Source organism: Chryseobacterium sp., from assembly GCF_008831505.1.
Classification (GTDB): Bacteria; Bacteroidota; Bacteroidia; order Flavobacteriales; family Weeksellaceae; genus Marnyiella.
Genome location: NZ_CP044507.1, coordinates 945,863 through 972,494, shown reverse-complemented (window position 1 = coordinate 972,494; position 26,632 = coordinate 945,863). Strand labels below are relative to the sequence as shown.

General features: G+C 44.5%; 22 protein-coding genes. 6 read left to right on the top strand and 16 right to left on the bottom strand.

Translation table 11 applies throughout. The features are described 5' to 3' along the window. Positions 1 to 60 precede the first annotated feature (60 nt). From F7R58_RS04570 to holA, 6 genes are all read right to left on the bottom strand, one after another. On the bottom strand, positions 61 to 1,224 hold the full coding sequence (locus tag F7R58_RS04570) for a methylmalonyl-CoA mutase family protein (RefSeq protein ID WP_158063764.1): 1,164 nt from the start codon (positions 1,222 to 1,224) through the stop codon (positions 61 to 63). A 30-nt stretch (positions 1,225 to 1,254) separates the two neighbouring features. Continuing rightward, positions 1,255 to 1,617 (bottom strand): FtsB family cell division protein, encoded by a 363-nt coding sequence (locus F7R58_RS04565; RefSeq protein WP_158063763.1) that lies wholly within the window; start codon positions 1,615 to 1,617, stop codon positions 1,255 to 1,257. A gap of 1 nt (position 1,618) precedes the next feature. Continuing rightward, positions 1,619 to 2,236 (bottom strand): uridine kinase, encoded by a 618-nt coding sequence (gene udk, locus F7R58_RS04560; protein ID WP_158063762.1) that lies wholly within the window; start codon positions 2,234 to 2,236, stop codon positions 1,619 to 1,621. A gap of 136 nt (positions 2,237 to 2,372) precedes the next feature. Continuing rightward, positions 2,373 to 5,066, bottom strand: coding sequence for a DNA ligase D (gene ligD, locus F7R58_RS04555; protein WP_158063761.1), 2,694 nt, complete (start codon positions 5,064 to 5,066; stop codon positions 2,373 to 2,375). A gap of 71 nt (positions 5,067 to 5,137) precedes the next feature. Further along, complete coding sequence (locus F7R58_RS04550) at positions 5,138 to 5,329, bottom strand: DUF3606 domain-containing protein (protein ID WP_158063760.1); 192 nt, start codon at positions 5,327 to 5,329, stop codon at positions 5,138 to 5,140. A gap of 1,340 nt (positions 5,330 to 6,669) precedes the next feature. Next, a complete protein-coding gene (gene holA / locus F7R58_RS04545) occupies positions 6,670 to 7,707 on the bottom strand; it encodes a DNA polymerase III subunit delta (RefSeq protein WP_158063759.1) in 1,038 nt (345 codons plus the stop codon). Positions 7,708 to 7,713: 6 nt separating this feature from the next. On the opposite strand from holA, the gene F7R58_RS04540 reads away from it, so the two are divergent. After that, on the top strand, positions 7,714 to 8,148 hold the full coding sequence (locus F7R58_RS04540) for a type I restriction enzyme HsdR N-terminal domain-containing protein (RefSeq protein WP_158063758.1): 435 nt from the start codon (positions 7,714 to 7,716) through the stop codon (positions 8,146 to 8,148). Positions 8,149 to 8,214: 66 nt separating this feature from the next. On the opposite strand, the gene F7R58_RS13105 is transcribed toward F7R58_RS04540, so the two are convergent. The 3 genes from F7R58_RS13105 to dgt form a co-directional block, all read right to left on the bottom strand. Beyond that, positions 8,215 to 9,270, bottom strand: a complete 1,056-nt coding sequence (locus F7R58_RS13105) for a bifunctional transcriptional activator/DNA repair enzyme AdaA (RefSeq protein WP_187695263.1) — start codon at positions 9,268 to 9,270, stop codon at positions 8,215 to 8,217. Positions 9,271 to 9,394: 124 nt separating this feature from the next. After that, the gene (locus tag F7R58_RS04530) at positions 9,395 to 10,327 is read right to left on the bottom strand and encodes an SPFH domain-containing protein (protein ID WP_158063756.1); all 933 of its coding nucleotides are present in this window, start codon (positions 10,325 to 10,327) and stop codon (positions 9,395 to 9,397) included. 98 nt (positions 10,328 to 10,425) lie between these two features. Next, positions 10,426 to 11,781, bottom strand: coding sequence for a dGTP triphosphohydrolase (dgt, locus tag F7R58_RS04525; RefSeq protein WP_158063755.1), 1,356 nt, complete (start codon positions 11,779 to 11,781; stop codon positions 10,426 to 10,428). A 72-nt stretch (positions 11,782 to 11,853) separates the two neighbouring features. Between dgt and F7R58_RS04520 the strand changes: the two genes are divergently transcribed. Further along, positions 11,854 to 12,591, top strand: coding sequence for an endonuclease (locus F7R58_RS04520; protein WP_158063754.1), 738 nt, complete (start codon positions 11,854 to 11,856; stop codon positions 12,589 to 12,591). A gap of 67 nt (positions 12,592 to 12,658) precedes the next feature. On the opposite strand, the gene gcvP is transcribed toward F7R58_RS04520, so the two are convergent. The 3 genes from gcvP to dnaN form a co-directional block, all read right to left on the bottom strand. Then, the gene (gene gcvP, locus F7R58_RS04515) at positions 12,659 to 15,514 is read right to left on the bottom strand and encodes an aminomethyl-transferring glycine dehydrogenase (RefSeq protein WP_158063753.1); all 2,856 of its coding nucleotides are present in this window, start codon (positions 15,512 to 15,514) and stop codon (positions 12,659 to 12,661) included. 290 nt (positions 15,515 to 15,804) lie between these two features. Beyond that, positions 15,805 to 16,449: a J domain-containing protein gene (locus F7R58_RS04510; protein ID WP_158063752.1), complete on the bottom strand. Its 645-nt coding sequence runs from the start codon at positions 16,447 to 16,449 to the stop codon at positions 15,805 to 15,807. A 100-nt stretch (positions 16,450 to 16,549) separates the two neighbouring features. Then, entirely contained in the window at positions 16,550 to 17,677 is a 1,128-nt protein-coding gene (gene dnaN / locus F7R58_RS04505; protein ID WP_158063751.1) for a DNA polymerase III subunit beta, read from the bottom strand. A gap of 112 nt (positions 17,678 to 17,789) precedes the next feature. On the opposite strand from dnaN, the gene F7R58_RS04500 reads away from it, so the two are divergent. Next, the gene (locus F7R58_RS04500) at positions 17,790 to 18,155 is read left to right on the top strand and encodes a diacylglycerol kinase family protein (protein WP_158063750.1); all 366 of its coding nucleotides are present in this window, start codon (positions 17,790 to 17,792) and stop codon (positions 18,153 to 18,155) included. Here F7R58_RS04500 and F7R58_RS04495 read toward each other — a convergent pair. Together F7R58_RS04495 and purB are read right to left on the bottom strand one after the other, a co-directional pair. After that, positions 18,148 to 21,843 (bottom strand): phosphoribosylformylglycinamidine synthase, encoded by a 3,696-nt coding sequence (locus tag F7R58_RS04495; RefSeq protein WP_158063749.1) that lies wholly within the window; start codon positions 21,841 to 21,843, stop codon positions 18,148 to 18,150. The two genes, F7R58_RS04500 and F7R58_RS04495, sit on opposite strands and share 8 nt — an antisense overlap. A 169-nt stretch (positions 21,844 to 22,012) precedes the next feature. Then, a complete protein-coding gene (gene purB / locus F7R58_RS04490) occupies positions 22,013 to 23,440 on the bottom strand; it encodes an adenylosuccinate lyase (protein WP_158063748.1) in 1,428 nt (475 codons plus the stop codon). Between the two features lie 188 nt (positions 23,441 to 23,628). Here purB and F7R58_RS04485 point away from each other — a divergent pair, with 188 nt between their 5' ends. The 3 genes from F7R58_RS04485 to F7R58_RS04475 are packed head-to-tail and all read left to right on the top strand — an operon-like array spanning position 23,629 to position 25,593. Further along, positions 23,629 to 24,330, top strand: coding sequence for a DUF4197 family protein (locus F7R58_RS04485; protein ID WP_158063747.1), 702 nt, complete (start codon positions 23,629 to 23,631; stop codon positions 24,328 to 24,330). 54 nt (positions 24,331 to 24,384) lie between these two features. Then, the gene (locus F7R58_RS04480) at positions 24,385 to 24,693 is read left to right on the top strand and encodes a DUF493 family protein (protein WP_158063746.1); all 309 of its coding nucleotides are present in this window, start codon (positions 24,385 to 24,387) and stop codon (positions 24,691 to 24,693) included. A 3-nt stretch (positions 24,694 to 24,696) separates the two neighbouring features. Beyond that, entirely contained in the window at positions 24,697 to 25,593 is an 897-nt protein-coding gene (locus tag F7R58_RS04475) for a TIGR01777 family oxidoreductase (RefSeq protein ID WP_158063745.1), read from the top strand. A 2-nt stretch (positions 25,594 to 25,595) separates the two neighbouring features. Here the strand turns inward: F7R58_RS04475 and F7R58_RS04470 are convergent, their stop codons facing one another. Together F7R58_RS04470 and F7R58_RS04465 are read right to left on the bottom strand one after the other, a co-directional pair. Continuing rightward, on the bottom strand, positions 25,596 to 25,943 hold the full coding sequence (locus F7R58_RS04470) for an arsenate reductase family protein (RefSeq protein ID WP_158063744.1): 348 nt from the start codon (positions 25,941 to 25,943) through the stop codon (positions 25,596 to 25,598). Between the two features lie 29 nt (positions 25,944 to 25,972). Next, positions 25,973 to 26,587 carry a deoxynucleoside kinase gene (locus F7R58_RS04465; RefSeq protein ID WP_158063743.1) on the bottom strand — a complete coding sequence of 205 codons (615 nt, stop codon included), beginning with the start codon at positions 26,585 to 26,587 and terminating at the stop codon, positions 25,973 to 25,975. Positions 26,588 to 26,632: the final 45 nt, after the last annotated feature.

Here is a 26,632-nt window from a genome sequence, read left to right as displayed (position 1 = left end):
CAACAGAAAAGGGTGACCTTATAAAACAGAATACCGACTGAAAAAGTATCAGCACCAAAATTATTCAAACATCTGCGCAAGCCTTACCGCACGGAGTTCATCTGCACTGTAAAGTTCGCCGGCCTCCCTTGTCTTTTCCCGTTTTGGGTACATATTTACACCGATCACTTTCAGACGTCCGTCTTCTACCCATTTCTGTTCTTCAAGAGCCTGCGTATAGATCAGTTTTTGCAGTTCACCCTTCTTCATCATATCGGAATAACCACCGGCCTGCTCCATTTCAATGAAAAATGCCCAGGCTTTTGCTGCCAACTGCCGAGTAAGGTCTTCTACATAATAACTGCCGTTGGCACCGTCTTCAAAAACATTTATGATACTTTCGTAAGCCAAAACAATCTGCTGCTTAAACGACACTTCTGTGGATAGGGAATTTCCGCTGTCCAGCATATAGTCATTGGAAAATACCGCATCGGCACCACCAATCATGGCAGCTGAAAGTTCTACGGCGGAACGGATCAGGTTGTTTTCCGGGTCATTTTTGGATTTGTTCCGCAGGGAGGTTTCCACAAAAATATAAGGTACGCTTTGGAGATCAAATTCTTTAGCCAACTGGGCAAAAACCAGTTTGAAAGCGCGGATCTTCGCAATTTCGAAGAAGTAGTTGGCACTAACCGCAAAGCGGAAGACCAGTTTGTCCAAAACTTCAGGACCAAAAGCTTCAGCCAGATCCTTTGCCTTAGCCAATGCGATGCCCAATTGCTGGTATATTGCAGCCCCGGAGTTCTGATGCAGGGAAACATCAACACAGATATTCCTGTTAAAAGCTTTTGCCAACAGTTCCGTTCCCAACTGCCGATCCATTTCGCCTGTAGTTTCGGAAAAAACATCTATAAGTGAGTAGTAACTGTTAGTTTCTTCCGGCGAGATGTGCTCGGCAAGTTCCTTATTGTTGATGAAAATGCTTTTCTCTTCCAGGTTTTCAACATTCATATCCAGCAGAAAGGCAATAACATCCTGTTCCAGGCTTTCGTTGTACCGGGACACCAACTGGGTAGACTCCTCCACTTTGGGCAACAGCGACAATGGTTTCTGCACCGCCTCGTGGTAAGGCCTAACGGTGATTCCCTCCAGGTTTTCTTTCTGCAGAACGGAATAGATGTCTTCTGTTTTAAGCTGTTTCTGAACTAAGTTTTCCCAGTCGCTGAGTGTGGTCTTTGCAAACATTCTGATGGTTATTTGAAATATATAATTCTGTTAGGGTTGCTTCTTTACTTTGGAACTGTCTACCACAAGGATGAAGATCTCTTCATTAGGTTTCTTCATGAAATAATTTTCACGGGCATACTTTTCCTTTTCATCCTTATTGTTCATGAGCCGGCGGTAGAATTCGTCATTTTTACGGTATTCGGACTGATAATAGGCCAGTTGCTCCTGATATTTATTAATTTCACTGTTCAGTTCATTGATAACCAGAAATGATGTACTGTCGAAAAAAACCATCCAGACCAGGAAACTGAAAACCGTAACGAAATATTTATTAACAATATATTTCCGGACGAATTTTTCCAGCGGCGATTTTGGCCTGATGGGCTTTATTAGCGGGTCATTCTTAGCCATGTCAGTGTACTTTTTTAAGTGAATTATTAATGACTGTTGAAAGAAAGTCAATTGCCACCGTATTGTGTTTCATATTGGGTACAATGAGATCAGCCTCATTCTTTGACGGTTCAATGAACTCATGGTGCATAGGTTTCAGGGTATTCTGGTAGCGGTGCAGAACTTCCTGCAGATCGCGGCCTCTTTCCTGCGTATCGCGGCGGATGCGGCGGATCAGCCTTTCGTCTGAATCGGCATGTACGAAAACCTTCAAATCATATTCCTTCAGCAGTTCAGGATGGGTAAGGACCAGAATTCCTTCCACAATAAGGACATTCTTTGGTTCCACAACAACATGGTCACCGGTCCGGGAGTGGGTAACGAAAGAATAAATGGGCTGTTCGATGTGCTCATTGTTTTTCAGCATCTGAACGTGGCGCAGGAGAAGTTCAAAATCAATGGATTTTGGATGGTCGTAATTCAGGACTTCCCTTTCGGCAAGGGTAAGCGACTGGTTATCATGGTAATAGTTATCCTGCGAAAGCACGTTCACGCCTTCAGTATTTAACTGTTGCATAATCTTATTGACCACGGTAGTCTTACCCGATCCTGTTCCGCCTGCGATTCCGATAACCAGCATAGAAAAGTAAATTTTTACAAAGATACTATTTTCAGAAAGTGAAGCGGCAGTACAGCGTAATTTTTCGGGCAGAGATTTGATTTTGAGGACACAAAATCCTGCAGGAGAATGCTCAGAGGTAAACGAATAAGAAGGGCTAAAGCCCTTCCATTTTCTTAATCACCTTTTTGAGGTTAATGCCTTTGCCCAGAACGGGTTTGAAAATATCGCCCTCACTTTCCATTCGCTCCAGCGCATTAAAAATGGTAAAATCCTTCATCTTCAAACCTTTCTTCACTTCGTCCCAATGCAGCGGCATTGACACAGTCGCCCCGGGTTTGGGCCGCAGGGAGTAAGGTGCGGCAATAGTGGCATGCGGACGGTTCTGCAGAAAATCAAGATAAATCCTGCCTCCGCGTTTTTTAATAATTCTTTCAATTGTTGTTAGTTTGGGGAGCTCACCCTGTACAATTGTGACCAAAAGGCGCGCAAATTCCTTTGACTCTTCATAGGTATATTTATTATTGAGCGGAATGTAGATGTGGAGACCTGTGGAACCGCTGGTCTTGCAGTATGAGGGAATATCAAGGTCGTCCAGCAGCTGGCGGGTTACCTGCGCAGTTTTGATGACGTCATTAAATGAATTCTTATCGGGGTCCAAATCGAGAATGCAGTAGGTGGGATTATCAGGCTTCTTTATAGTGGAATTCCACGGGTTCATCTCAATACAACCCAAATTCGCCATATAGAGCAGTGATGCTTCGTCCGTACCAACCAGATATTTTCGGGCACGTTTATCAGAGTCGCTGGTATAGTCAAAAGTTTTCACCCAAGAAGGAGCGCTACCAGAAACGTCTTTATAATAGAAACCTTCACCCTCTATACCGTCCGGAAAGCGGTTCATACTTTGAGGTCTGTCTTTCAGATACGGCAAAATAAAAGGAGCGGCGCGGTAATAGTAATTTATCAGATCGCGTTTTGTAAGTTTTTCATCGGGCCAGAATACCTTATCTAAATTGGTAAATTTCAGTTCATGGCCGCCAACCTTTTTTACCTGGGTTTTTTCTTTCGGATTCAGCAGGGTCCTCCGCCCCGGATCTTTCCGTGCAGTAACCACCGGCTCTGCTTCAGGAACGACTTCCTGCACCGGTTTTTCCTGTTCCAGAACCACCTGCGCGGCTTTTTTATCGGACCGCATTCCTTTGAAAGAGGGATGGCGCATTACGCCGTCTGATGTAAGCTCAGTGTAATCCACTTCACAGATAAGTTTAGGTTTTAACCAGGTAACAGTGGCGTTGGGTGGATTGTGGCGGAAACGGGATGGTTTGTTTACATCAGGTTCCAGAGTGAAAGGATGCTTATCCGTAATCAGCGGTTTAAAGAGATTCATCATTTCCTTTTGGGTCTTAGTATTAAAGCCGGTGCCTACCTTACCACTGTATACGAGTTTCCTGCCCTCATAGACACCCACCAACAAGCTGCTGAACACTTTTTTGGTACCGTCATTCACGGTGAATCCACCTATTACCACCTCCTGCCTTTTGTTGGCTTTGATCTTAAGCCAGTCTTTCGTTCGGTTTTTGGTCTGGTACACACTGTCCTTACGCTTGGCCATTATGCCTTCGAGATCCATATTGCGGGCAGCTTCCAGAAATTCAATACCCGAGGTATGAAACTCCTGACTGAGCATAATCCGGTCTGATTTGGGCAGAATCTGTGACAGAACCGCGCGTCTGTCGGTTAGGGGGAGTCCTTTCAGGTCCCTGCCCCGATACCACAGCAAGTCGAAAACGTAGTACACCAAATCGCCGTCGGAGTCACTGCGCCAATTCTGGAGTTTGCCGAAGTCCGCTTTTCCGTCTTTGTCCAGGACCACAACCTCGCCATCCAGCACCGCATCCATTTTAAGTTTTGCCAGTTCTTGCTGCACGGGATAAAATTTTTCGCTGAAGCTTTTATTATTGCGCGATTTCAGGGTCACTTCACCCTCTTTCATAAAAGCCACCGCACGGTAACCATCCCATTTCACTTCGTAAAGCCATTCGTCACTGTCGAAGGGTTTATCCACCAGTGTAGCCAGCATGGGGGCAAGCTCCGTATAAAAGGGCTGCTCAGGGGCCTTCGCCAGCAATTTCTCCACAGATTTCGCAGGCTTCTTTACCGCAGGTTTACTCTTTTCGGTTTCGGCAGTTTTCTTTTTTGAAGTTTTGGAGGCAGTTTTTGCTTCAGTTTCGTCTTTAGCTTTTTTGGAATCCTTCTGACCGTACACTTCCACCGGGGCCTCTTCCATTTCCGCTATTGTTTTATCAGAAAGTACCGAACGGTTTTTTAGAGTTACATCTTCAGTGTCGGCATATTTATCGTTAAGCTTCATCAGCAGCCAACCGTTATCACCACGGCCGTGCGCTTTGACCAAGGCAAATTCGCCCTTTAGTTTTGTGCCGTTAAGTGTAAATTTGATTTTCCCCGCTTTCAGTTGTTCCAACAGTTGCTGCTCCTGTTTCTTACGGCTTTTTGCGGGTTCAGCAGGCAGATAAGTGCCCTCATCCCATACTATGATGGTACCGCCACCGTACTGGCCTTTCGGAATGGCACCTTCAAAGTTACGGTAATCAAAAGGGTGATCTTCCACCATCATGGCCAACCGCTTTACTGAGGGATCCAGTGAGGGCCCTTTTGGAACAGCCCAACTTTTCAGCACGCCGTCCATTTCCAGCCGGAAGTCGTAATGCAGATGCGAGGCATCGTGTTTCTGAACCACAAAATGAAGTTCCTTTCCGGTGGATTTCCCACCAAACGGTTCTGGTGTTTTATCTTTAGAGCGTTTCCTACGGTATTCTTCCAGTGCCATAATTTTTGATTTAAGTGAAACGTGATAAACCCCGCCAAAAATATTGGCAGGGCATTAAGTGAATATGACCATTATTTGCTGTAGCGCTTTTTAAGGTAGTCTTCCAGAACTTTTCTGTCGTTTGATCCGGTCGCTCGCATGGCACCGGTTACAGCCTGTGAGCTTACGCCCATCTTTTCCTTAAAATACTGAATTTCGTAGTTCTCCGAACCGCTGACCTGGTTACGGTCCTGTTTACCTTTTTTGTTTTTATTATCAGCCATAGTGTTGAATTTGGGAAGGGAGTACAAAAAGTTTGCCTGTGCGGATTAGAGAGGATGAGGAAAGAGAAAAAGAGAAAGAGCCAAGGCAAAAGTAAAAAGGTAAAAGTGAGTCAAGATGCAAGATTTCAGATATCAGACATCAGATTCTATATGTTAGATTTTAGAGGTGAGATATTGGAATGTACCAATGTACCAATGTAGCAGTATAGCCATGTAGATGTGTTGCAGTTGACGATTTGCAGTTTTTCTTTAAGATTCCGGAACCCCGAAGGGGGTGACATTATAATTACCCAGTTACAGCGATTTATTAACCACAAAGGGCACAAAGTTTAACAAGGGGCCCAAAGGGACGTTGATGTGGCGGAGTGTTTGAGTATTTGAGTGTTTGAGCGATATCACAAAGCCCTATCAAGGATGTCTTTGCGAGGAGCGGACGAAGGAAGCGACGCGGCAAGCCCAAAGTAGATTCTGTTAGCAGGTTAGAGGGTTAGAAAGTAATGTTGTTGAGGTGTAAAGTTGTAAAGTCGTTGAGTAGTTAAGGTGTTGAGGTGTAAAAGTGTAAAGTTGTGGAGTAATGGAAATAAGGTTCCGTAGGAACATCATCTGTGTAGAAGGGAATTAGGGAGGAGAATGGGCGTGCCGTAGGTACGCTATCCTGAATGAAGACTCAGGGCAAGAGTAAAAAGAAGCAAGTTGAGGTCTATGTAGATCGAGGTGATCCCTACGGATGACAAAAGTGAAAAGGTTGTTGAAGTAACCACTGAGACACGGAGGAGGCGCAAAGGACACAGAGGCCTTCAAGGTAGCAGTATGTTTGAGTGTTTGAGTGTTTGAGTGTTTGAGGCGAGGTCCGCTGTAGGCAGAAGAGATCCCTACCGGATGACGGAGGAAAATAGCCAAGGCAAAAGTAAAAGGTAAGTCAAGAACCAAGAGTCAAGATGCAAGATTTCAGATATCAGACATCAGATTCCAGATGTTAGACTTTAGATTAGAGGTGAGATATGGGAATGTAACAATGTAACAATTTACTCAGCCCGCGACCGGTCGGTAGTCAGTTAGGGATATTTTTAACCGCCGGGAGAACCAAGACCAGGATTTTAATTTATGAGTTATAGATTTAAGCTCTGTTGCCTCTGTGTAGCTTCTGTGCGCTCTACGGTTAATTTAGAGCCCGCTTAAAATACGGAGATGCGGGACGAAGATGCAAGACCTCAGAAGTCAGAGGTTTGCCATCAGCGTTCAGAGACTGACGAAGCAATTCAGGATCCAAAATTCAAGATCAAAAATCCTGAATTTAACGTTCCACACTTAGTACCCCCTGAAGATTCTTTAAGGTTGGATTAAACGCTTACCTTCAGCCTGTCTACATTCAGTATTTTGTAGGTTAGCTCCCGCAGAAGTTCAGCATCATCGGTCTGGTTGGCACCAAGCCCTTTGTTCTTGAGATCGGATTCGCGGAGCAGAGAAATGACCCGGGTAGCATGTTTTAAGGGATAGAAACGCGCCGATTCGGCAAAATCCTTTATAAAGTAGGGATTCACATTCATAGCGGTAGCCATAGCCTGTGGACTCTGGCCTTGCATGGTGTGATAGATAATGATGTTTGAGAAATAATTGTACAGGTTCCCAATAATCATTGGAAAAGGATTAGTCTTGGGGCTTTTGCCCATGAAAAAGGCGATCCTGAGGGCGGCCGCCTGGTTTTTGTTGGCCAAAGCTTTCTGAAGTTCGAAGACATTGAAATCCTTGCTGATGCCTATGTGGGTTTCCACCAGTTTTTCGTCCAGCTCCTGACCTTCCTTCATCACCATTTTCAGTTTACCCAGTTCATTGGCAATACGGGAAAGGTCGTTGCCCAGGTAATCTGCCAGCAAATGGGAGATATTGGGTGCGGTCTTTATTTGATTGGCTTTGCACTCGTCGGCAATCCATTTGGCAAGCTGATAATCCTTTACGGGTTCGCTCAGGAAAATCCAGTTGTTACTAGTCAGGATTTTAGTAACTTTTTTCCGGCTGTCCAGCTTCTTATGTTTATGGGCAAAAACCAAAACGGTGGTAGGCACAGGATTTTCAAGATAAAACGCAAGGGATTTCAGTTCATCCTCACCCAGTTTAAGGTCCTGAGCTTCTTTTACAATGATGAGGTTCAACTCGCCAAACATAGGAAACTGCTGTGCCAGGGAAATAATCTCCGGTATCGAGGTATCTTTTCCGTAGAGCACTGTTTGCCCAAAGGATTTCTCGTCCTCGGTTAAAACATCGTTTTCCAGACTTTTTACAGCGATGTCAATATAATAAGGCTCCTCACCGTGAAAAAAATAGACGGGAAGAAGTGCTTTATTTTTAATATTTTTGAGCAATAATTCTAAATCTTTCATACCAGTTTGCAACTGCCAAAACTTAATTTTCGGGAAGACTATAACTTCCGTTTCAGGAGAGACAAAGATAACTTATTTATTTATGACCTTACCCGGAAAAGCTACCTTCTGCTTACTCCGGAAGAATGGGTCAGGCAGCACTGGATCCATTATTTCCTCAGCAGCAAAGGCTATTCAGCATCGGCATTAATATCAGAAAAGAAGGTAGTTCTGCACGGGCTGACCAAACGTGTAGACCTGCTGGTAACGGAGAAAACCACCCCTAAAATCCTGGTAGAATGTAAAGCGCCTACGATAACGCTTACTGAAAAAACTTTTGAGCAGACCGCGCGCTATAACTCGGTAATCGGTGCACCTGAAATAATACTGACGAATGGCCTGCAGCACATCAACGCAAGATATTCCGATAAAGGTTACGAGTTTTATCAGTTTGACTATTAAAGCGAAAACCCTTTAAACTAACCGGGTTTGGGTCCGAATTCATACAGAAAGCGAAAGCCAGTCATTTTAATCAGCTGAATTTTTCAGTACATTTCTTTCCAGTTCCAGCAGTTTCTGCTTGCGCCAAACGCCCCCGCCATATCCGGTAAGGGTGCCGTTGCTTCCGATTACACGGTGACACGGAATGACGATTGATATCCGGTTCATCCCATTGGCATTGGCCACAGCACGTACCTTCTTTACATCCCCTAAAAATTCAGCCTGCCTGCTGTAGGTCCAGGTGTCACCATAAGGTATTTTACGCAGAACCTCCCAAACCTTTTTCTGGAAATCTGTGCCTATAGGCGAAAGCGGCACTGTAAAGACTTTTCTTCTGCAGTTAAAGTATTCTGCCAACTCCCTCTCAAGCAAGTCAAAGTGGGGATTATTTCCCGGCACTACTCTGCCGTTCAGCGCAGTAGCTATTTTGGTAAGCGTGGATTCCAGCGTGGAGCGGTCGCCAAATTCCAACATACAGATACCTGCCTCAACCGCCGCGGCATACATGGTTCCCACGGGTGTTTCAATCCTCTTTAAGTCGATTACTTTCTGATACTTTCCGTTAGCCGGTGAGGTGCCGAAGATTTTACTGAATCCATCGCCGAATCCGCTAACGCTTTCAAAACCACTGTCGTAGGCAGTATCCAGGACACTGTGACCCTGCTTCAGCTTCTTTACAGCCGAATTCAGACGGTGCATCCTTTGGAAAGCCTGAAAGGTCATTCCATGGTGTTTTGTAAACCACCTGCGTACGGCTACGGGTTCCATCCCACGGGCAGCTAAATCGCGGTCTGCAATTTTAACTGATGGATCGTTTGCGAGTTTCTGAAGTATTCCGCTGATGCCGGCTGGAGTTTCGTCCGGGTTTTCCAGAGGTTTACAGACTTTACAGGGACGGTAGCCATTATTCAGCGCTGCATGCGTACTGTGGAAGAACTCCACATTTTCCGCTTTGGGCTTCCGGGCCCGGCATGTTGGCCGGCAAAAAATCCCAGTGGTCTTTACGCCCATCCAGAAAACTCCTTCAAAGTCAGGATTTTTATCCACCGAAGCCTGGTACATGATTTCGTTTGTAAGCTGCATTTTTTTCATTTAACAATACAAAACTAAAGATAAAACAGCAACCACTACAACCGCAAAACGGACAGGTAATTTTAAAAAAAAGCCGGACAACATTGCCCGGCTTTATTAAGATCGTTTTAATATATTAATGACGATGCTGTTTGGGTGGCTCGGGCACGCCCGGTTTGGACAGATCGTCCATCTTCTGGGTCGCTGCCATGGATACCACGAGGTCATTCAGCATTGTACTGGCCGAAGTAGGTGTATTAGGTAAAAGAACGAGGTTGCTTCTGTTGCTTGCGCCAATGGAGTGAAGTGTGTCATAGTGTTGTGTAATGATTATTAGTGCCGATGCTTCCTGGGAACTGATGTTGGCGGAGTTCAGCATTTTTACAGACTCTTCCAGACCTTTGGCAATCTCGCGTCTCTGGTCGGCAATACCCTGCCCCTGAAGTTTCTTGGATTCCGCTTCCGCTTTAGCTACTGCTACGATACGTATTCTCTGTGCTTCGGACTCGTACTCGGCAGCGGTTTTTTCACGTTCGGCAGCGTTTATCCTGTTCATGGCATGCTTCACCTGTTCGTCCGGATCGATATCTGTTACAAGAGCCTTGATGATGTCGTATCCATAACTCTGCATCGCTTCCTGCAATTCACCTTTTACAGCGATGGCAATATCGTCTTTACGCACAAAAACATCATCCAACTTCATCTTTGGCACTTCTGCCCTTACTACATCAAATACATAAGAAGTGATCTGATTTTCAGGATTCTCCAAACGGTAAAAAGCGTCTGCCACCTGCTCCTTAATCACCTGATACTGTACAGACACTTTCATACGAACAAATACATTATCCAGGGTTTTTGTGTCGATGATTACATCAAGCTGCTGGATCCGCAGGTTCATCCTTTTTGTCACCTGATCGATGTAAGGAATCTTGAGGTGCAGTCCGGACTGCCGCACCGAATGAAATTTTCCGAGTCTTTCTACAATCGCAGCCGTAGCCTGCTTCACCGTAAAGAATGAGGCAAAGAGCGTGATAAGCGCGAGAAAACCAATAATACCTAAAAAAGCCATGTTTTAAATTTTGTCTGTGATTAATAGTTGTTTGAGCATAAAGATAGAGAAAAAAGCGGTTTTTTCCACATAAATTCCGGTATAAAAGTGAATCCGATCTAAACCGTCATTCCGATCTCGATTCCTTTAATCTTGCGGTATAGGTCGGTGGCAAAGTTGTCTGTCATGCCCGAAACGAAGTCTATTACGCCCAGAACCTTCTGGTAATCGCTGCCGCTTTCGTAAACGAACTGCTGAGGCAATAGTTTCAGGGCCATCCGGTCATACGATTTTCTCTGGTCCTTAGGTTTTACTACAGCAGGCACAAAATGATCCAGCAACTCATACATGACATTGTAGCCGGCATTTTCAATTTCAACTACAGCCTTATGATTATAAATCTTTTCAATCGAGAAACTTTCGATTTCCTGGAGGGATTTATTATCCATTTTGTAAATGTCAAGCAGTGATCTGTCCAGGGTTCCGGCTATTATTTCGCAAAAATTTGCCTGGTATAGCAGTATCGATTTATTGATCAGCGAATTGATCACTTTCGCTCTTAAGTAAGATATTCTTTCGTTGGCATTCGTCAGTACGGCCAGCTTGTCCTCTACCCTTCCGGTATTCTGATTTTCTGAGCGGATCAATTCAAAAAAAAGATTTTCACAATCGGAGGTTGATACAATTCCGAGACGATGTGCATCTTCCATGTCGATGATGTTATAGCAGATGTCATCGGCAGCTTCAACAAGGAAAACAAAAGGGTGTCTTTTATAAACAACAGGCTCTGAACTTTCGGAAATCATACCTACAGATTCCGCAATATCAAGAAAGGTGGACTTCTCGTTCTGGAAGAAACCAAACTTCTTCCGGTGCAATACACCTTTTTGCCGGGCTACCGATTCGCAGGGATATTTGGCAATGCTGGCTAGAGTAGCATAAGTAAGCTGGGTGCCTCCTTCATCCTTTCCGTTTTGCTGATGCGTTAAGACCCTTATCGCATTAGCGTTACCTTCAAAATTAACCAGGTCCGCCCATTCTTTTTCGTCAAATTTTAATTTTAAACCAGGTTCATTTTTTTCAAAATAGCTGGCAATGGCATCCTCCCCGGAATGCCCGAAAGCGGGATTCCCCACATCGTGACAAAGACAGGCCGCCGCAATCACATTCTGAAGGTTATGCTGATAGAAATTCTGTGCAGTTTGGTCGAGTTGGTCACTATATTCCGATGAAATAAAATCGCCTATGGCGCTGCCCAGGCTCCGTCCGACGGATGAAACTTCCAGAGAATGTGTAAGCCGGTTATGGACAAAGACACTTCCCGGCAGTGGGAAGACCTGCGTCTTGTTCTGCAGCCTTCGGAAAGCCGCTGAGAAAATAATTCGGTCAAAATCCCTTTGGTAATCGGTTCGTGATGCGGAAGTAGCGGCTATATTTCCTGTACGCTTATTAGTAAAAATGCTGTTAAGGTTCATTATCCAAAAATACGGAATTTTGGACGCAGGCTAATGGTTTAAGATTTGAATTCAACCTAAAAAAACAGCTATATGCCGGAAGGACCGTCCATATTAATCCTGAAAGAGAAAGCTCAAAAATTCATAGGCAGGAAAATCATTTCTGCCTCCGGAAACGCAAAGGTTGAAATGGACAGACTGCCGGGATTAATCTTTAAAGAGTACAGGATTTTCGGGAAGCAGTCGTATTTGCTTGTCAGTCCTTACACCATCCGGATTCATCTCCTGATGTTCGGCTCCTACTCTGTTGATGAAAACATAAAGCCGGAGCGCCAACTAAGACTGCACCTACAGTTTGAGAACGGAGACCTTTACTTCTACTCCTGTTCCATAAAACTCCTAGACATTGAAGTTTTGAGGGAAATTGACTGGGAAGCAGATGTGCTCAGCGATGACTGGAAACCCCTGAAAGCCAGAAAAAAACTTAAAGCGCAGCCGGAAACCATGGTTTGCGATGCCCTGCTGGACCAAAATATTTTTTCAGGTGTGGGCAATATCATAAAAAATGAGGTACTGTTCCGCATTGGCGTTCATCCCGAAAGTTTGGTAGGAAAACTCCCGCCAAAAAAGCTTTCGGCACTTGTTTCTGAGGCCCGAAACTACAGTTTTGATTTCCTGCGCTGGAAAAAAGAATATGTACTGAAGAAAAACTGGTTGGTGCACACAAAGACAATCTGTCCCAAATGCGGACTGCCACTTACCAAAAACCACCTCGGAATAACCAAGAGGCGTTCCTTTTACTGCGAAAAAGACCAGAAACTGTATGTTTGATAAGTGTTGAAAAAAAGTTCCCGGCCTTCGGCCGGGAACTTCAATATAAATTAGCTTAAACCTATGATTACATATAAGCTTCAATCGGCTCGCAGGTACAAACCAGGTTTCTGTCGCCATAAGCTTCATCCACTCTGGATACTGACGCAAAGAATTTATGGTCGCGTACCCACTCCAGCGGATAGGCAGCTTTCTCGCGGCTGTATGGTTTGTCCCAGCTATCTGAGATCACCACCTGCTCTGTGTGAGGTGCATTTTTCAGAACGTTATTTGCCGGATCTGCTTCGCCATTGGCAACTTCGTCAATCTCCTTCTTGATGCTGATCAACGCTTCCGCAAAACGGTCAATTTCGGCCTTACTTTCAGATTCTGTAGGTTCAATCATCAGCGTTCCGGCTACAGGGAAAGAAACTGTAGGTGCGTGGAAACCATAATCCATTAAACGCTTGGCCACATCAGCCACCTCAATACCTAAGGATTTGAACTGACGGAAATCTACGATACACTCGTGGGCTACGCGGCCGTTCTCGTTGCTGTAAAGGATCGGGAAATGCTCGGCCAGAACTTCTTTCAGATAGTTGGCGTTCAGGATGGCATGTTCCGTAGACTTTTTCAGTCCGGAGGCGCCTAACATCTTGATGTAAGCATAAGAGATATTCAATACCAGCGCGGAACCATAAGGTGCAGCAGAGATGGCGTCAATAGATTCCGGGGTACCGATCTTGATATTAGGATTGCTCGGCAGGAACTTCACGAGGTGAGAAGCAACACAAATGGGACCTACACCCGGGCCACCGCCACCGTGAGGAATAGCAAAAGTCTTATGAAGGTTCAGGTGACAAACATCCGCACCGATAAGTCCGGGGCTTGTAAATCCAACCTGTGCGTTCATGTTGGCACCGTCCATATACACCTGTCCGCCGTTATCGTGAACGATTTTAATAATTTCTTTAATGTTGGCATCAAAGAAACCGTAAGTAGACGGGTAGGTAATCATTGCTGCAGAAAGGTTGTCCTTATGCTGTTCTGCTTTGGCTTTCCAGTCCTCAGGATCAATTTCACCGTTCTCCAGATTTTTACAAACAACAACCTTCATTCCAGCCAACACTGCAGATGCCGGATTGGTTCCGTGTGCCGACTGCGGAATTAACACGATGTTACGGTGACCTTCACCATTGGCTTTGTGATATTCGCGGATAACCATAAGTCCCGCATATTCACCCTGTGCACCGGAATTAGGTTGCAGGGAGGTTCCCGCAAAACCTGTAATTTCAGCCAGGTCCTGCTCCAGTTCTTTAATAATTTCCTGATAACCGCCAGCCTGCTCGGTGGGAACAAACGGGTGAACGCTCCCCCAGCCGCTCCATGAGATCGGAAGCATTTGTGCTGCCGCGTTAAGTTTCATTGTACATGAGCCCAGAGCGATCATGGAATGTGTAAGAGAAAGGTCTTTTCTCTCAAGACGCTTGATATAACGCATCAGTTCCGTTTCCGTATGATAACTGTTGAAAACCTCTTCCGTAAGTATGGCATCCTTTCTCAGTAAGTCGGCGGGGATGCTGTGATTTTCCTTGATCTCCAGTTTGAACGCCTGTTTTTGCTTGAAATTTGCAAACGCTTCTACCAGACAGTTTAGTTTTTCAATCGTAGTACTTTCATTAACTGAAATACTTACTATACCTTCAGAAAAATAATTCAGGTTGATTTTGCGGTCACGCATCAAACGCATCAGGTTACCTTTTTCGTCTTCATGGATTCTCATCTTCACCGTATCGAAGTGAGGTTCCTCTACAACATCGTAACCCAATACAGAAAGGGCATCAGAGAGTGCATTGGCTTTGAAATGGATTTGGTCTGCAATATAGTTCAGGCCTTTTGGTCCGTGATATACACAGTACATACCGGCCATTACGGCAAGCAGAACCTGCGCAGTACAGATGTTTGAAGTCGCCCTTTCGCGCTTGATATGCTGCTCGCGGGTCTGAAGTGCCATTCTTAAAGCTCTCTTTCCGTAAGCATCTACCGATACACCGATTATCCTTCCGGGGATATCACGTTTATATTCTTCCTTACATGCAAAGAATGCGGCGTGGGGACCACCGTATCCCATTGGGATCCCGAATCTTTGAGAAGTTCCTACAGCACAGTCTGCACCCATATCAGCGGGTGATTTAAGTTTCACCAATGCCATCGGGTCACAGGCTACTGCCACCTGAAGGTCCAGCTCCTTATACGATTTGATATCATCAGTATAATCCAGAACAATTCCGTTCTTACCCGGATACTGCAGCAATACACCAAAATACTGATTGCTGAACTGGTGGTTTTTGTGATTTCCCTCTACGATCTCAATTCCAAGACCTTCGGCCTTCGTACGCAGTACCGCCACAGTTTGAGGCAAAACAAGATCCGAAACAAAGAATTTCGCAGCTGATTTCTTCTGCTCTTTGGTCCTGTTGGAGAAAAACATGCTCATCGCTTCTGCAGCTGCTGTACTCTCGTCAAGCAAAGACGCGTTGGAAAGCGGGAAACCTGTTAAGTTGGAAATTACTGTTTGGTAATTAAGCAGGGCTTCAAGCCTACCCTGAGCAATTTCAGCCTGATAAGGCGTATAAGCCGTGTACCATGACGGATTTTCAAGAATATTCCTTTTAATAGCCGCCGGCAACAGGGTATTGTGGTATCCGAAACCGATGTAATTAGTATAGTCGGCATTTTTAGCAGCCAAAGCCGTAGACTGACGGATCAGTTCATATTCAGAGAGCGGCTCGGAGATGTTAAGTTCCTTTTCCGCCCTAATGGAAGCCGGGATGGTTTGTGAGATGAGTTCATCGATACCGGACACACCGATTCTGTCCAACATCGCTTTTTTGTCGTCCTCATTCATAGAAATGTGACGGCTAACAAACTGCTGTGTATTCATTTTTAGTTAAGATTTATTTAATGGGGAGTATAGGATTGTAAAATTACGGATTTTATGCATTTTGGGCAACCCTGTATTTAATCAGTTAATCAATAGCACAAAGCTTATTTATAATTAGTCTAAATTAATTATATTTGCGCTATGAAAACAGGTATTGTTCCTTTCAAGATAGCCCCGCTACTTCCGGCAGGTTCTTTTTCAGAAGAAATGTACTGCGGAAAAAAGAAATGCTGCAAGAAATTTAAAACCGGAAAGCGCTGCAAGAAATGCCCGGGAAGGCTGAAACTGGCCTAGAATTCCTGCATAATAAAATAGAGTGCTGCAGCCAGTAGCAGGACGGCCAGCAAAATCCTGATCCAGGCTGAAGTGTTACTCCGCAGCGCTTCAGCCTTATTTTCCTGCTGAAAGACTTTTTCAACATTTTCCCGAAACCGTTCACGGTCATTCTCAAAGACTTCAGTTATTGTAATTCCCTTCACCGCCGTTTGGCGCGTTAATGAATTGGCGGCATGAAGGATAATGACAAATTTCCCGTTCTTGAATTCTGTAATCCTGAAAGTACGCTCGCCGTAGGCCTTTTCCAAACCAAAGGGAACGATCTTCACCACGTCGGCATTCAGCGTATTCCACTTAATAATTACCTCCTCGCCTTTCACCGCATGAACCTTGTTACTGGTGAAATTCTTAACGGTTGGCGGCAGCGAACTGCGGCTGCTGCCTCTGCCGGAAACTATATTGTGGTCGTAATTGCGACGCATTTGCGGATCACTCAGCGTTTCGTAGGCTTCCTGGATTTCCATAAACCGCTGCGCGAAGAAGGGGTCATTGTCATTCTTATCAGGATGATATTTCATGGAAAGTTTCCTGTAGGCAGTCTTGATGTCTTCGTCGGAAGCATCGTCCTTAATTCCCAGAAAATAATAGTAGTCCTTCAAAAGCTAATATGGTTTTGACAAAAATAAAAATTAAAATTGAGGAGCTCATTGAAAAATAAAAAACCCGGTCGCCCGGGTTAAATTTTATGTTTCTGCGCAATTACATGCCTATAACCGGCATAGACAGCATAAGCAGATTCTCACTGTCTTCCAGCCCGTCCACAGGTTCTATGATGCCCGGTCTGTTGGGTTGGGACATTTTCATTGTAATATCATCGGCACGAAGAACGGACAACATTTCTGTCAGGAATTTTGAGCTGAAGCCAATGTTGATGTCCTCGCCATTATAATCGCAGGGAATCTGCATATCGGCTTTGTTTGCATATTCCGTATCCTCAGCATGCAGGTGAAGCACATTTCCGGAAAGCTTGAAGCGAACCTGATTTGTAGATTTATTGGACATGATGGACGCACGGCGGATTGCACCCAGAAGCAGGTTGCGGTTTATGGTAAGTACATTTGGATTTTCCTTCGGAATAACCGCTGAATAGTTTGGATATTTCCCGTCGATCAAACGGCAGATCCAGATATTATTTCCAAAAGTAAATTTGGCCATATTGTCGTTGAACTCAATAAGAACATCGTCGTTTGTACTGGCCAGGATATTCTTGAAAATGCTCAGAGGTTTCTTGGGCATAATGAATTCCATAGGCTCGGATACGAGATCTTTTCTTTTGTACACAACCAGACGGTGAGAGTCTGTAGAGACGAAATTGGTTTCATTTTCGCCAAACTGAAAAAGTACACCCGTCATCACCGGACGCAGGGAATCGTTGCTGGTAGCAAAAAGCGTATTGCTGAGCGCTTCAGAAAGGACACCTGAAGGCAGGGACACACTCTGGGCGCTTTCGAATTCGGGAATCTCGGGGTAGTCTTCCGCATTATCCAATGCCACAGAGAAGTTATCCTTTTCGTCCAGAATTTCCAGAACATTACCGGCCGCATCGGCCGATTCCTTTACAGAAAGGGTAAGAGGCTGCTCGCCATAGGTCTTTACAAAGTCCTGAAAAATCTTGGCCGGTACGGCAAATTTGCCGCTGTCCTCTGATTTTACTTCAAGGGAAGTAATAAGGGTCGTTTCGCCGTCGGAAGCGGTAATCTTCAGACTGTTGTTCTCTAATTCAAAAAGATAGTTTTCTAAGATGGGTCTTGACTGGGAGGTTGAAATTACTCCACTAACGGTCTGCAGGGCTTTCTGCAACTCTCCACTTGACACAATAAACTTCATCTGTACAAATTATTTGGACAAATATAATGAATTGGCTTAAAATTGAGAAACTAAACCGGATTACTTATCAACAATTTTGATAAATCTCTATCTTTGAAATTCAAGATCAGCAATGCGAAAACCCCCACTTTATAAAAGCTTTCTAAATGCCCTGCGCGGTATAGGTCACATGGTGAAGCACGAAAGGAATTTTAAGATAGAGCTGGCCGCTCTGGCGATAAATATTGTTCTGATTTTTTTCCTGAAAGTTAACCCGGCTGATACAGCTGTTATACTGCTGATCTGCAGTGCAGTTTTGGCAGCAGAACTTATGAATACCGCGGTGGAGAAGCTCTGTGACTTCATCCACCCCGAATTCCATATCAAGATTGGCCTTATCAAGGATATTTCCGCCGGCGCAGTAATGCTGCTGGCTTTAACTGCCCTGATTATCGCCCTGATTATTTATCCAAAGTACCTTTGTGAATATTTTATCTGAAATATTCAACTCCGTTTTTAAAGATGTTGTGGTAGTTCGCAGTCGGGATATTTCTGAAAAGTCCTTCAGCAAAACGCTCCGGGTGTCCCATCCGGCCGAAGATCTTACCTGATTTACTCGTTAGCCCCTCAATACCAAAAAGTGAATTGTTCGGGTTATGAGGCATTCCATGTGCGAGGTTTCCGTTCAGGTCTATATATTGCGTTGCTACCTGACCGTTCTGATACAGTTCTGTCAAAACTTCCTCCGAAGCCATGAAGCGTCCCTCGCCATGCGAAATAGGAATCGTATAAACCTGATCCTTCATACCACGCAACCACGGTGAATTATCATTTAACACCTTTACATCCACCATTTGGGAAATATGCCGTCCAATCGCATTATGTGCCAGTGTCGGTGAATTTTCATCAAGGTCACGAATCTCGCCATAGGGAAGCAGCCCGGACTTAACCAAAGCCTGGAAGCCGTTGCAGATTCCCACGATCAATCCGTCGCGTTCCAGCAACCTGTGAACTGCATTTCTCATTTTATCGTTTTTCAGCACATTCACAATGAACTTGGCCGAACCGTCCGGTTCGTCGCCGGCAGAAAAACCACCGGAGAAGGCCAGGATCTGAGACTGTTCAATTTCTTCAATCCAGGCATCCAGACTTTCATTCAGCAGGTCATGATTCAGATTCACCAGTGGTAAACTTGACACTACGGCACCTTCCTTAAGGAAAGCATTCTGCGTTTCGTACTCACAGTTGGTACCCGGAAACACCGGAAGAAATACTTTTGGACTTGCCAGGTTGTGCTTTCGGATACTGAAAGATTTAGTCTCGCCGGATTTCATATCTGAATCAATTTCCACTACCAATTTTTCCTTTTCGACTGTTGGAAAAAGCTCCTCGAAAGTTGCGCTCCAGGCTTCAACTAATTTTGAGATTGAAATTATTAAACCATTAACCGATAAGCTGTTGGAGTTATTTACTTCACCTATTTTTTGAAGTTGGCTATGACCGATTTCTGAGCTTGCTTCAATCACCAGACTACCGATATTTTTGCTGAGTAAATCTTGCTCATCAAGGGTAACTTCCGCTCCAAGCATGTTACCGAAACTCATCTTTGCAAGTGCCACTGCCGCTCCGCCATCCTTAACTGTTTTTACGGAAACGATGTTACCGTTTTTAATGTTGTCGTGTAAAAATTCAAAGACTTCTTTCAGTGATTCGTAATCCGGCAGTCCGTTTTCCTGTGGCTTATGCCTAAAGTAATAAAGGCTGTTTCCGGCCTTTTTGAACTCAGGGGAAATGATGTTCCTTTTATGACCGTTCGAGCATGCAAATGAGATCAGAGTGGGCGGAACGTTAATGTCCTGGAAACTGCCGCTCATGGAGTCTTTACCGCCAATAGCTGCCAAACCAAAATTCATCTGGGCATCGTACGCTCCCAATAACGAAGCCAGTGGTTTGCCCCAATTCTCAGGAACTGAACCAAGTTTCTCAAAATATTCCTGGAAGCTCAGACGTATACTTTTATAATCGCCGCCCATGGCCACGATTTTAGCTACACTTTCCACTACGGCATTTGCAGCGCCGACCATTGAGTTTTGCGAGGAAATATCAGCATCAAATCCCCAGCTGGCCAACGAAACGGTTTCTACATCGGAGGCACCCAATACAGGCAGTGTCTGTACACTTCCTTCCATCTCGGTGAGCTGATACCTGCCACCGTAAGGCATGGCCACGGTAGTTCCGCCCACGGACGCATCAAACATCTCCGTAAGCCCTTTTTGTGAGGCCGTATTCTTATTTGCCAGCGCAGTCAACAGATTTTCCTCAGAAAATTCCGGAGTATCATTTTTCACCTCCTGAAGGTGGGATATTCTTGCATCCTGACGTTTCGCACAACCGTTGGTATCCAGGAAGTCGCGGCTCAGATCTACTATCTGCCTGCCCTGCCAGAACATCTTCATACGGCCGGAATCCGTTACTTTGGCCACTTCAACCGCTTTTATATTTTCCTTCTCGCAAAAACTTATAAAGGCATCCTTATCTTTTGCATCAATCACGACTGCCATACGTTCCTGGGATTCTGAAATCGCCAGTTCGGTACCGTTCAGACCTCCATATTTCAGCGGAAGGATGTCCAGATTGATTTCAAGCGACTCAGCAATCTCGCCAATCGCCACTGAAACACCACCGGCACCGAAATCGTTCGATTTCTTAATCAGTGTGGTTACCTCAGGATTTCTGAAAAGGCGCTGAATTTTACGCTCTTCTACAGGGTTACCCTTCTGAACTTCGGTAGAAAGTGTATGGATTGAGGTCTCGTCCTGCTCTTTGGAACTTCCTGTAGCTCCACCAACCCCATCACGACCGGTAGCACCGCCCAGAAGGATTACAAGGTCGCCTACCTGCGGCTGCTCGCGCTTCACGGCATCTTTTTTCACAGCACCCACCACAAAACCTACTTCCATTCTTTTAGCTTTATAGCCTTCGTGATACACCTCATTTACAAGTGTAGTAGCAAGACCGATCTGGTTTCCGTAAGACGAGTAGCCGTTGGCCGCCTGCTTGGTGATTGTCCTTTGCGGCAGTTTCCCCGGTAAAGTTTCAGAGATTGGCTCCAGCACATCGGCTGCGCCGGATAGCCGCATGGCCTGGTACACGAATGCACGACCGGATAACGGATCTCTAATCGCGCCACCCAGACAGGTTGAGGCACCACCGAACGGTTCAATTTCTGTTGGATGATTATGGGTTTCGTTTTTGAAAAGCAGATACCAAGGCTCTTTCTTGCCGTCGAATTCGGCTTCAATTTCTATTGTACAGGCGTTGATCTCATCTGAAACCACAAGGTTGTCCAGTTTTCCGGTCTTATGGAAATAACGGGCACAAACCGTGGCCAGGTCCATAAGCGATATGGGTTTTGCCTCGCGGCCCAGGATTTTTCTTTTTTCAAGATAATCGCCGAAAATAGCTTCCAGAGTCGATTTAAAGTCACCAGTAAACTGAATATCGGTAAGTTCAGTTTCAAATGTAGTGTGACGGCAGTGGTCGCTCCAGTAAGTATCGAGGACCTTCAGTTCGGTTTCTGTAGGATCGCGTTTTTCGGACTGGAAATAATCCTGGATAAACTGCAGATCATCCAAACCAAATGCGAAGCCATGGTCTTGGTAGAACGCCTTTAACTCTTCTTCAGTAAAATCTATAAATCCGGAATGTGTAATAACGGGAGAAGGCTTTTCCTCTGCAGGAATTTGGAGTACTGAAAGGTCTTTTTCCTGACTTTCCACACGGTTGATCAGATGGTCTTTCACTTTATCCAAATCTGCCTCAGAAATTCCGAACAGCTCAATCACTTTTCCACTGCGGACAGTCGAAGTTTCATTTCCGGTTAGGAGCGCGATGCACTGCTGGGCAGAATCGGCGCGCTGGTCATACTGTCCCGGCAGAAATTCCGTAGCAAAATGAAGCTGTGCTGCAGGATTATTTTCGTGCAGGATATCGGTAACAGGATCCACGAAGGTGTTGTTTACAACGAGTTTGAACCCGTCCTCATCCACACCAAAAATATCGTAGATATTATACACTTTTACGTCCTGGATTTCCGGAACCACATTTTTAAGTTCGCTGTATATTTTTGGACTTTCAACATCGAAAATTCCTCTTTTTTCTACGAAGATTCTTTTTTTGTTAGACATTAGATGTCAGATTTTTAGATTTATAGATTTTGGCCGAAGCCAATATTTTTTTTTGCAGAATGTGATAAAGTCCGGCCACGTTGACGGTGAATTGCATATTGCGCCAGCGTAAATAAATTACCGCATTCAATGCTGTAAAAAATGCAGCCCGGAGACCGCATTTTGTTATTTACACTTTCAAATCGGCTTCCATGCCGATAAGTCCGGCATATTTATCCAGAATTGGCTGCACTTCATTTTTAACAAACTCTTCTGTCTGAATTGGCGCGAAGCCAACAAAATTCTTAGGATCAAGAACTTCCATCAGTTTGGATTTGTCCATTTTCAGGCTGGTATCATTCAGAATGCGCTCCAGCAGGTCATTTTCCTTACCTTGCTCCTTTACTTTCTTTGAAGCTTCCATGGAATGTACGCGGATTGTTTCGTGGATTTCCTGACGGTCACCGCCGGCTTTCACCTCTTCCATAATGATATATTCAGTGGCCATAAACGGCAACTCATCCATGATATGTTTATTGATGCGGTTTTCATAAACCACGATACCGTTCATAATATTGTTCCAGATAAGAAGGATAGCGTCCACCGCCAGGAAAGACTGCGGAATAGCGAGTCTTTTGTTGGCCGAATCGTCCAAAGTCCTTTCAAACCACTGAGTTGCAGCTACCATTGCGGAGCTTGAACTCAGTGACATTACGAATTTGGACAGCGCACCAATCCTTTCGGAACGCATGGGGTTCCTTTTGTAGGCCATCGCCGATGAACCGATCTGGTTCTTCTCAAAAGGCTCTTCTATTTCCTTTAAATTCTGCAGAAGTCTAAGGTCATTGGTGAACTTATGTGCGGATTGAGCGATATTGGAAAGTAAGGCCATCACCTTTGCATCGATCTTACGGTCGTAGGTCTGACCTGAAACACCGAAAACCTTGTCAAAACCAAAACGCTTTGAAAGTTCTGTATCCAAATGCTTCACCTTAGCATAATCGCCTTCAAAAAGTTCCAGGAAACTTGCGGCAGTACCGGTAGTTCCTTTTACCCCGCGGAATCTAAGCGTTTCTATAAAAAACTCAAGTTCCTCGAAATCCAGGATCAGAGACTGCAGCCATAACGTAGCACGCTTCCCCACAGTAGTAAGCTGAGCAGGCTGGTAATGCGTAAACCCAAGTGTAGGAAGGTCTTTATATTTCAGGGCAAAATCCGACAGGTTTTTAATCACATTGACCATTTGCTTTCTCAGCAGGAGAAGCCCGTCTCGCATCTGGATGAGGTCGGTATTATCGCCAACAAATGCAGACGTTGCACCCAAATGGATAATTCCTTTTGCAGACGGTGCGGCATCACCATAAGTATGCACATGAGCCATCACGTCGTGACGGAATTTCTTCTCGTATTCAGCCGCTTTTATATAATCGATATCTTCAGCATTGGCCTTCAGTTCTGCGATCTGCTCATCTGAAATCTCAAGACCCAGATCCTTCTCAATCTCTGCCAGAGCGATCCAAAGCTTACGCCAGTTTCTGAACTTATTGTTTGAGGAAAAATTGTAAAGCATTTCCGGGCTTGAATACCGCTCTTCCAGTGGATTTTTGTACGAGTCCATTCTTTCTTTTTACTTTTTATCGTCACAAAAATACGGATTTTTAGCGGAAAATAATGGCTTAAAGCATAACAAAAGGGATGAGGAAAGGACTTTTAACAGCAACTGTAATATGGTACGGAGTCCAATACGGTTGCATGTTCAGATTTGGCGTAATATTTGAGAGTGCACCTTAGTTTAAAATAGATATCATGAAAAAGATCATACTTTCCGCAGCTCTGCTAATGGGCACCGGTGGTGTTCTGCTTACTTCCACACAATCCTGCATGGCTCTGGCAACTTCAGACCTCGGACTTTCTGTCATCAAGAGGGTTCTGTTGGGAGGCGTGACGCAAATGGGCAATATTTTCGGCAATAAGCAGGCTTTCCTGCAAAATGACCTGATTGTGCGTGCACTGCCCGAAAACCTTAGAAGTGTGTACAATCTACTTGAAAGGGTGGCCCCGAATTTAGCAATGCGAGGCAAGGAGTATGTGGCTGAAAGTGCTGCATATACTGTAAATATATCACAACCTATCCTTCAGAATGCAGTAAACAGTCTGAATGCGAACGATGTATCTCGGATTATGCAGGGCGGCCAGGGGATTGCCACCCAGGTTCTGCGTGAAAAAACAGAACAGCAACTGATCCAGGCCATTATGCCGAAGGTGGATGAAAAACTGAATCAGTTCGGCATCGTACGATCTATTAACACTGCTTTACAGGGTACCAATATGCTGGGTAGCCTTTTTGGCGGCCAAAGCAGTTCAACCAATCTGGGTGGTAACGGTTTAAGCAGGCTGGCATCCGAACAGATGGTAAACGGAATCTTTAACATTATTGCTGATTATGAGGAGAAAAATAAATCCAGCATGTTAGGCGCCTTCAGCGGCAGTGCAGGATCAATGAAATAATACTATCTTTAGGGTCCTTTTTCAGGACCTTTTTTCATTAATAAAATTAACAGAATGGACCCATTATACGCCGATACCAGCGGACAGAATCAGGATGAATTTTACGAGTCGCTCAAAAGCAAACTTGAAGAGAATCATAATTTCCCTGAAGATTATCTTTATAAATTCATTTTCCCGAATGACAATCTGAAACTTACGGAACTGTATCAGGTCTTCGACAAAATCAAGTACACCATTTCTACACGTGAAAGTAAGAACGGCAAGTACATTGCCGCCAGCATGACCGCTTTTGTAATGGATGCCAACCAAGTGATTGACCTTTATAAGAAGGTGGCAAAAATTGACGGCGTGGTAATGCTTTAACATATGAAAATCCTGGTGACCGGGGCATCCGGACTTGTAGGCAGGCAGCTGGTACCCGAACTTCGTAAACGAGGACACTCTGTAAATATTCTGGTACGCAGAAAGCCAAAAAACCCGGATGAATTTTATTGGAATTACAAAAAACGTGAACTGGACAAAGGCGCCCTGGAGGGTGTAGAAAGTATCATTCACCTGGCTGGGGTATCTATTGGTAGAAAATGGACATACGAATACAAACAGGAGCTGATTTCCAGCCGGGTGGACAGTGCAAACTTTCTGTTTGACATTTGCACACTTGCAGATCTATCATTAAAGTCTTTCATTTCTGCCTCCGGAATCAATTATTACGGGACATTTACTTCAGACCGGATTTTGGATGAAGATTCAGATATTGCTAAGCTGGATTTCCTGAGTGATTTGTGCAGAAAATGGGAAAGTGCCGCACTGCATTTTAATAACATTGCCAGCCGAACAGTCATACTCAGAACTGCACCTGTGCTGTCGGCACGGGGAGGTACACTGGAAAAACTGAACATGATAACTGACCTTAACCTGGGCAGCGGCATAGGTAAAGGGACTCAATGGTTCAACTGGATACATCTGGATGATTTAGTCAATATGTATGTTGAAGCGGTGGAAAACACAGAGTTTAACGGTATTTACAATGCAGTGGCAGATGACATACCTACCAATAAGGAATTTATGCGGAAGCTCGCTGAAGCCCGGGATAAATTTTTCCTGCCAATTAATGTTCCCGCTTTCCTGTTAAGGCTAGTAATGGGCGAGATGAGTGAAATTATCCTGGAAGGCACACGTGTAAGCAATAAAAAAATCAAATCACAGCGATTTGATTTTAAATATCCTGAACTTAATGAGGCTTTTAAGGCGCTAAACAACTAATTTTACTTATCAAGGAAAAACCTAACGTTTTCCACTGGTCTTGCGACCATGGCAACCGATCCTTTTATTAAAATCGGTCTTTGCATTAAAGACGGATTCTGACTCAGTACATGTATCCACTCTTCTTCCGAAAGCTGCTTGTCTGCAAATTTCTCTTTGTAGAGAGTTTCATTTTTCCGGATAAGACCGTCAATATCTGTGTTGAGTTTCTTAAGAACGGTACGCAGTTCAAGTTCGGAGAGCGGATGTTCCATAAAATCAATTATTTCAAAAGGAACATTATTTTCGTCCAGGTGTTCCAGGATCGCCCGGGATTTGGAACAGCTGTTATTATGAAGGACTTTTATCATGGCTAGCAGTATCTAACGGTTATATATTTCTAAAAAAGGCCATGCATTTCTGTTTCGATGCGCTGCAGGATATATCCAAAATCCTCAGGTCTCTCCACAAAATCCAAATCATCAACTTCAATGATCAGTAACTTTCCCTCTTTATATCCGGAAATCCAACGCTCATACTTCTGGTTCAGCTTGGACAGATACTCTATACTGATGCTCGCTTCGTAATCCCGGCCGCGTTTATAGATCTTTTTCACCAGATTGGGAACATCTGATTTTAAATAAATCAGCAAATCCGGTGCCGAAACGAAAGAACGCATCAGGTCAAAAACCGCGGAATAATTGTTAAAGTCGCGGTCCGAGAGCAGATTCATGTCATTTAAATTTTCGGCAAAAATATGAGCATCTTCATAGATGGTCCTGTCCTGAATCACACTGCGGCCACTGTCGCGGATTTCCTTTACCTGGCGAAAGCGGCTGCCCAGAAAATAAATCTGAAGAGCGAAACTCCATTTACTCATATCGGCATAAAAATCCTCCAGATAGGGGTTATGGTCTACGTCTTCGAACTGGGTTTCCCAGCCGTAGTGTTTCGCCAGCATCGTGGTTAGTGTTGTTTTGCCTGCACCAATATTTCCTGTTACCGCAATATGCATTATTAAGGGTTGTGATTAAATGTTATAGGATATTAAAGACCAATA

Coding starts and splice junctions, on each gene's coding strand:
- F7R58_RS04530 (WP_158063756.1), bottom strand. CDS start 10,327: ATGGCTTTTTTAGGTATTATTGGTTTTCTCGCGCTTATCACGCTCTTT.
- F7R58_RS04475 (WP_158063745.1), top strand. CDS start 24,697: ATGAAAATCCTGGTGACCGGGGCATCCGGACTTGTAGGCAGGCAGCTG.
- F7R58_RS04480 (WP_158063746.1), top strand. CDS start 24,385: ATGGACCCATTATACGCCGATACCAGCGGACAGAATCAGGATGAATTT.
- F7R58_RS04570 (WP_158063764.1), bottom strand. CDS start 1,224: ATGTTTGCAAAGACCACACTCAGCGACTGGGAAAACTTAGTTCAGAAA.
- holA (WP_158063759.1), bottom strand. CDS start 7,707: ATGAAAGATTTAGAATTATTGCTCAAAAATATTAAAAATAAAGCACTT.
- purB (WP_158063748.1), bottom strand. CDS start 23,440: ATGGACTCGTACAAAAATCCACTGGAAGAGCGGTATTCAAGCCCGGAA.
- ligD (WP_158063761.1), bottom strand. CDS start 5,066: ATGGCACTGGAAGAATACCGTAGGAAACGCTCTAAAGATAAAACACCA.
- F7R58_RS04565 (WP_158063763.1), bottom strand. CDS start 1,617: ATGGCTAAGAATGACCCGCTAATAAAGCCCATCAGGCCAAAATCGCCG.
- F7R58_RS04520 (WP_158063754.1), top strand. CDS start 11,854: ATGCCGGAAGGACCGTCCATATTAATCCTGAAAGAGAAAGCTCAAAAA.
- udk (WP_158063762.1), bottom strand. CDS start 2,236: ATGCTGGTTATCGGAATCGCAGGCGGAACAGGATCGGGTAAGACTACC.
- F7R58_RS04470 (WP_158063744.1), bottom strand. CDS start 25,943: ATGATAAAAGTCCTTCATAATAACAGCTGTTCCAAATCCCGGGCGATC.
- F7R58_RS04485 (WP_158063747.1), top strand. CDS start 23,629: ATGAAAAAGATCATACTTTCCGCAGCTCTGCTAATGGGCACCGGTGGT.
- F7R58_RS04500 (WP_158063750.1), top strand. CDS start 17,790: ATGCGAAAACCCCCACTTTATAAAAGCTTTCTAAATGCCCTGCGCGGT.
- F7R58_RS04550 (WP_158063760.1), bottom strand. CDS start 5,329: ATGGCTGATAATAAAAACAAAAAAGGTAAACAGGACCGTAACCAGGTC.
- F7R58_RS04465 (WP_158063743.1), bottom strand. CDS start 26,587: ATGCATATTGCGGTAACAGGAAATATTGGTGCAGGCAAAACAACACTA.
- dgt (WP_158063755.1), bottom strand. CDS start 11,781: ATGAACCTTAACAGCATTTTTACTAATAAGCGTACAGGAAATATAGCC.
- dnaN (WP_158063751.1), bottom strand. CDS start 17,677: ATGAAGTTTATTGTGTCAAGTGGAGAGTTGCAGAAAGCCCTGCAGACC.
- F7R58_RS04495 (WP_158063749.1), bottom strand. CDS start 21,843: ATGTCTAACAAAAAAAGAATCTTCGTAGAAAAAAGAGGAATTTTCGAT.
- F7R58_RS13105 (WP_187695263.1), bottom strand. CDS start 9,270: ATGCAGCTTACAAACGAAATCATGTACCAGGCTTCGGTGGATAAAAAT.
- gcvP (WP_158063753.1), bottom strand. CDS start 15,514: ATGAATACACAGCAGTTTGTTAGCCGTCACATTTCTATGAATGAGGAC.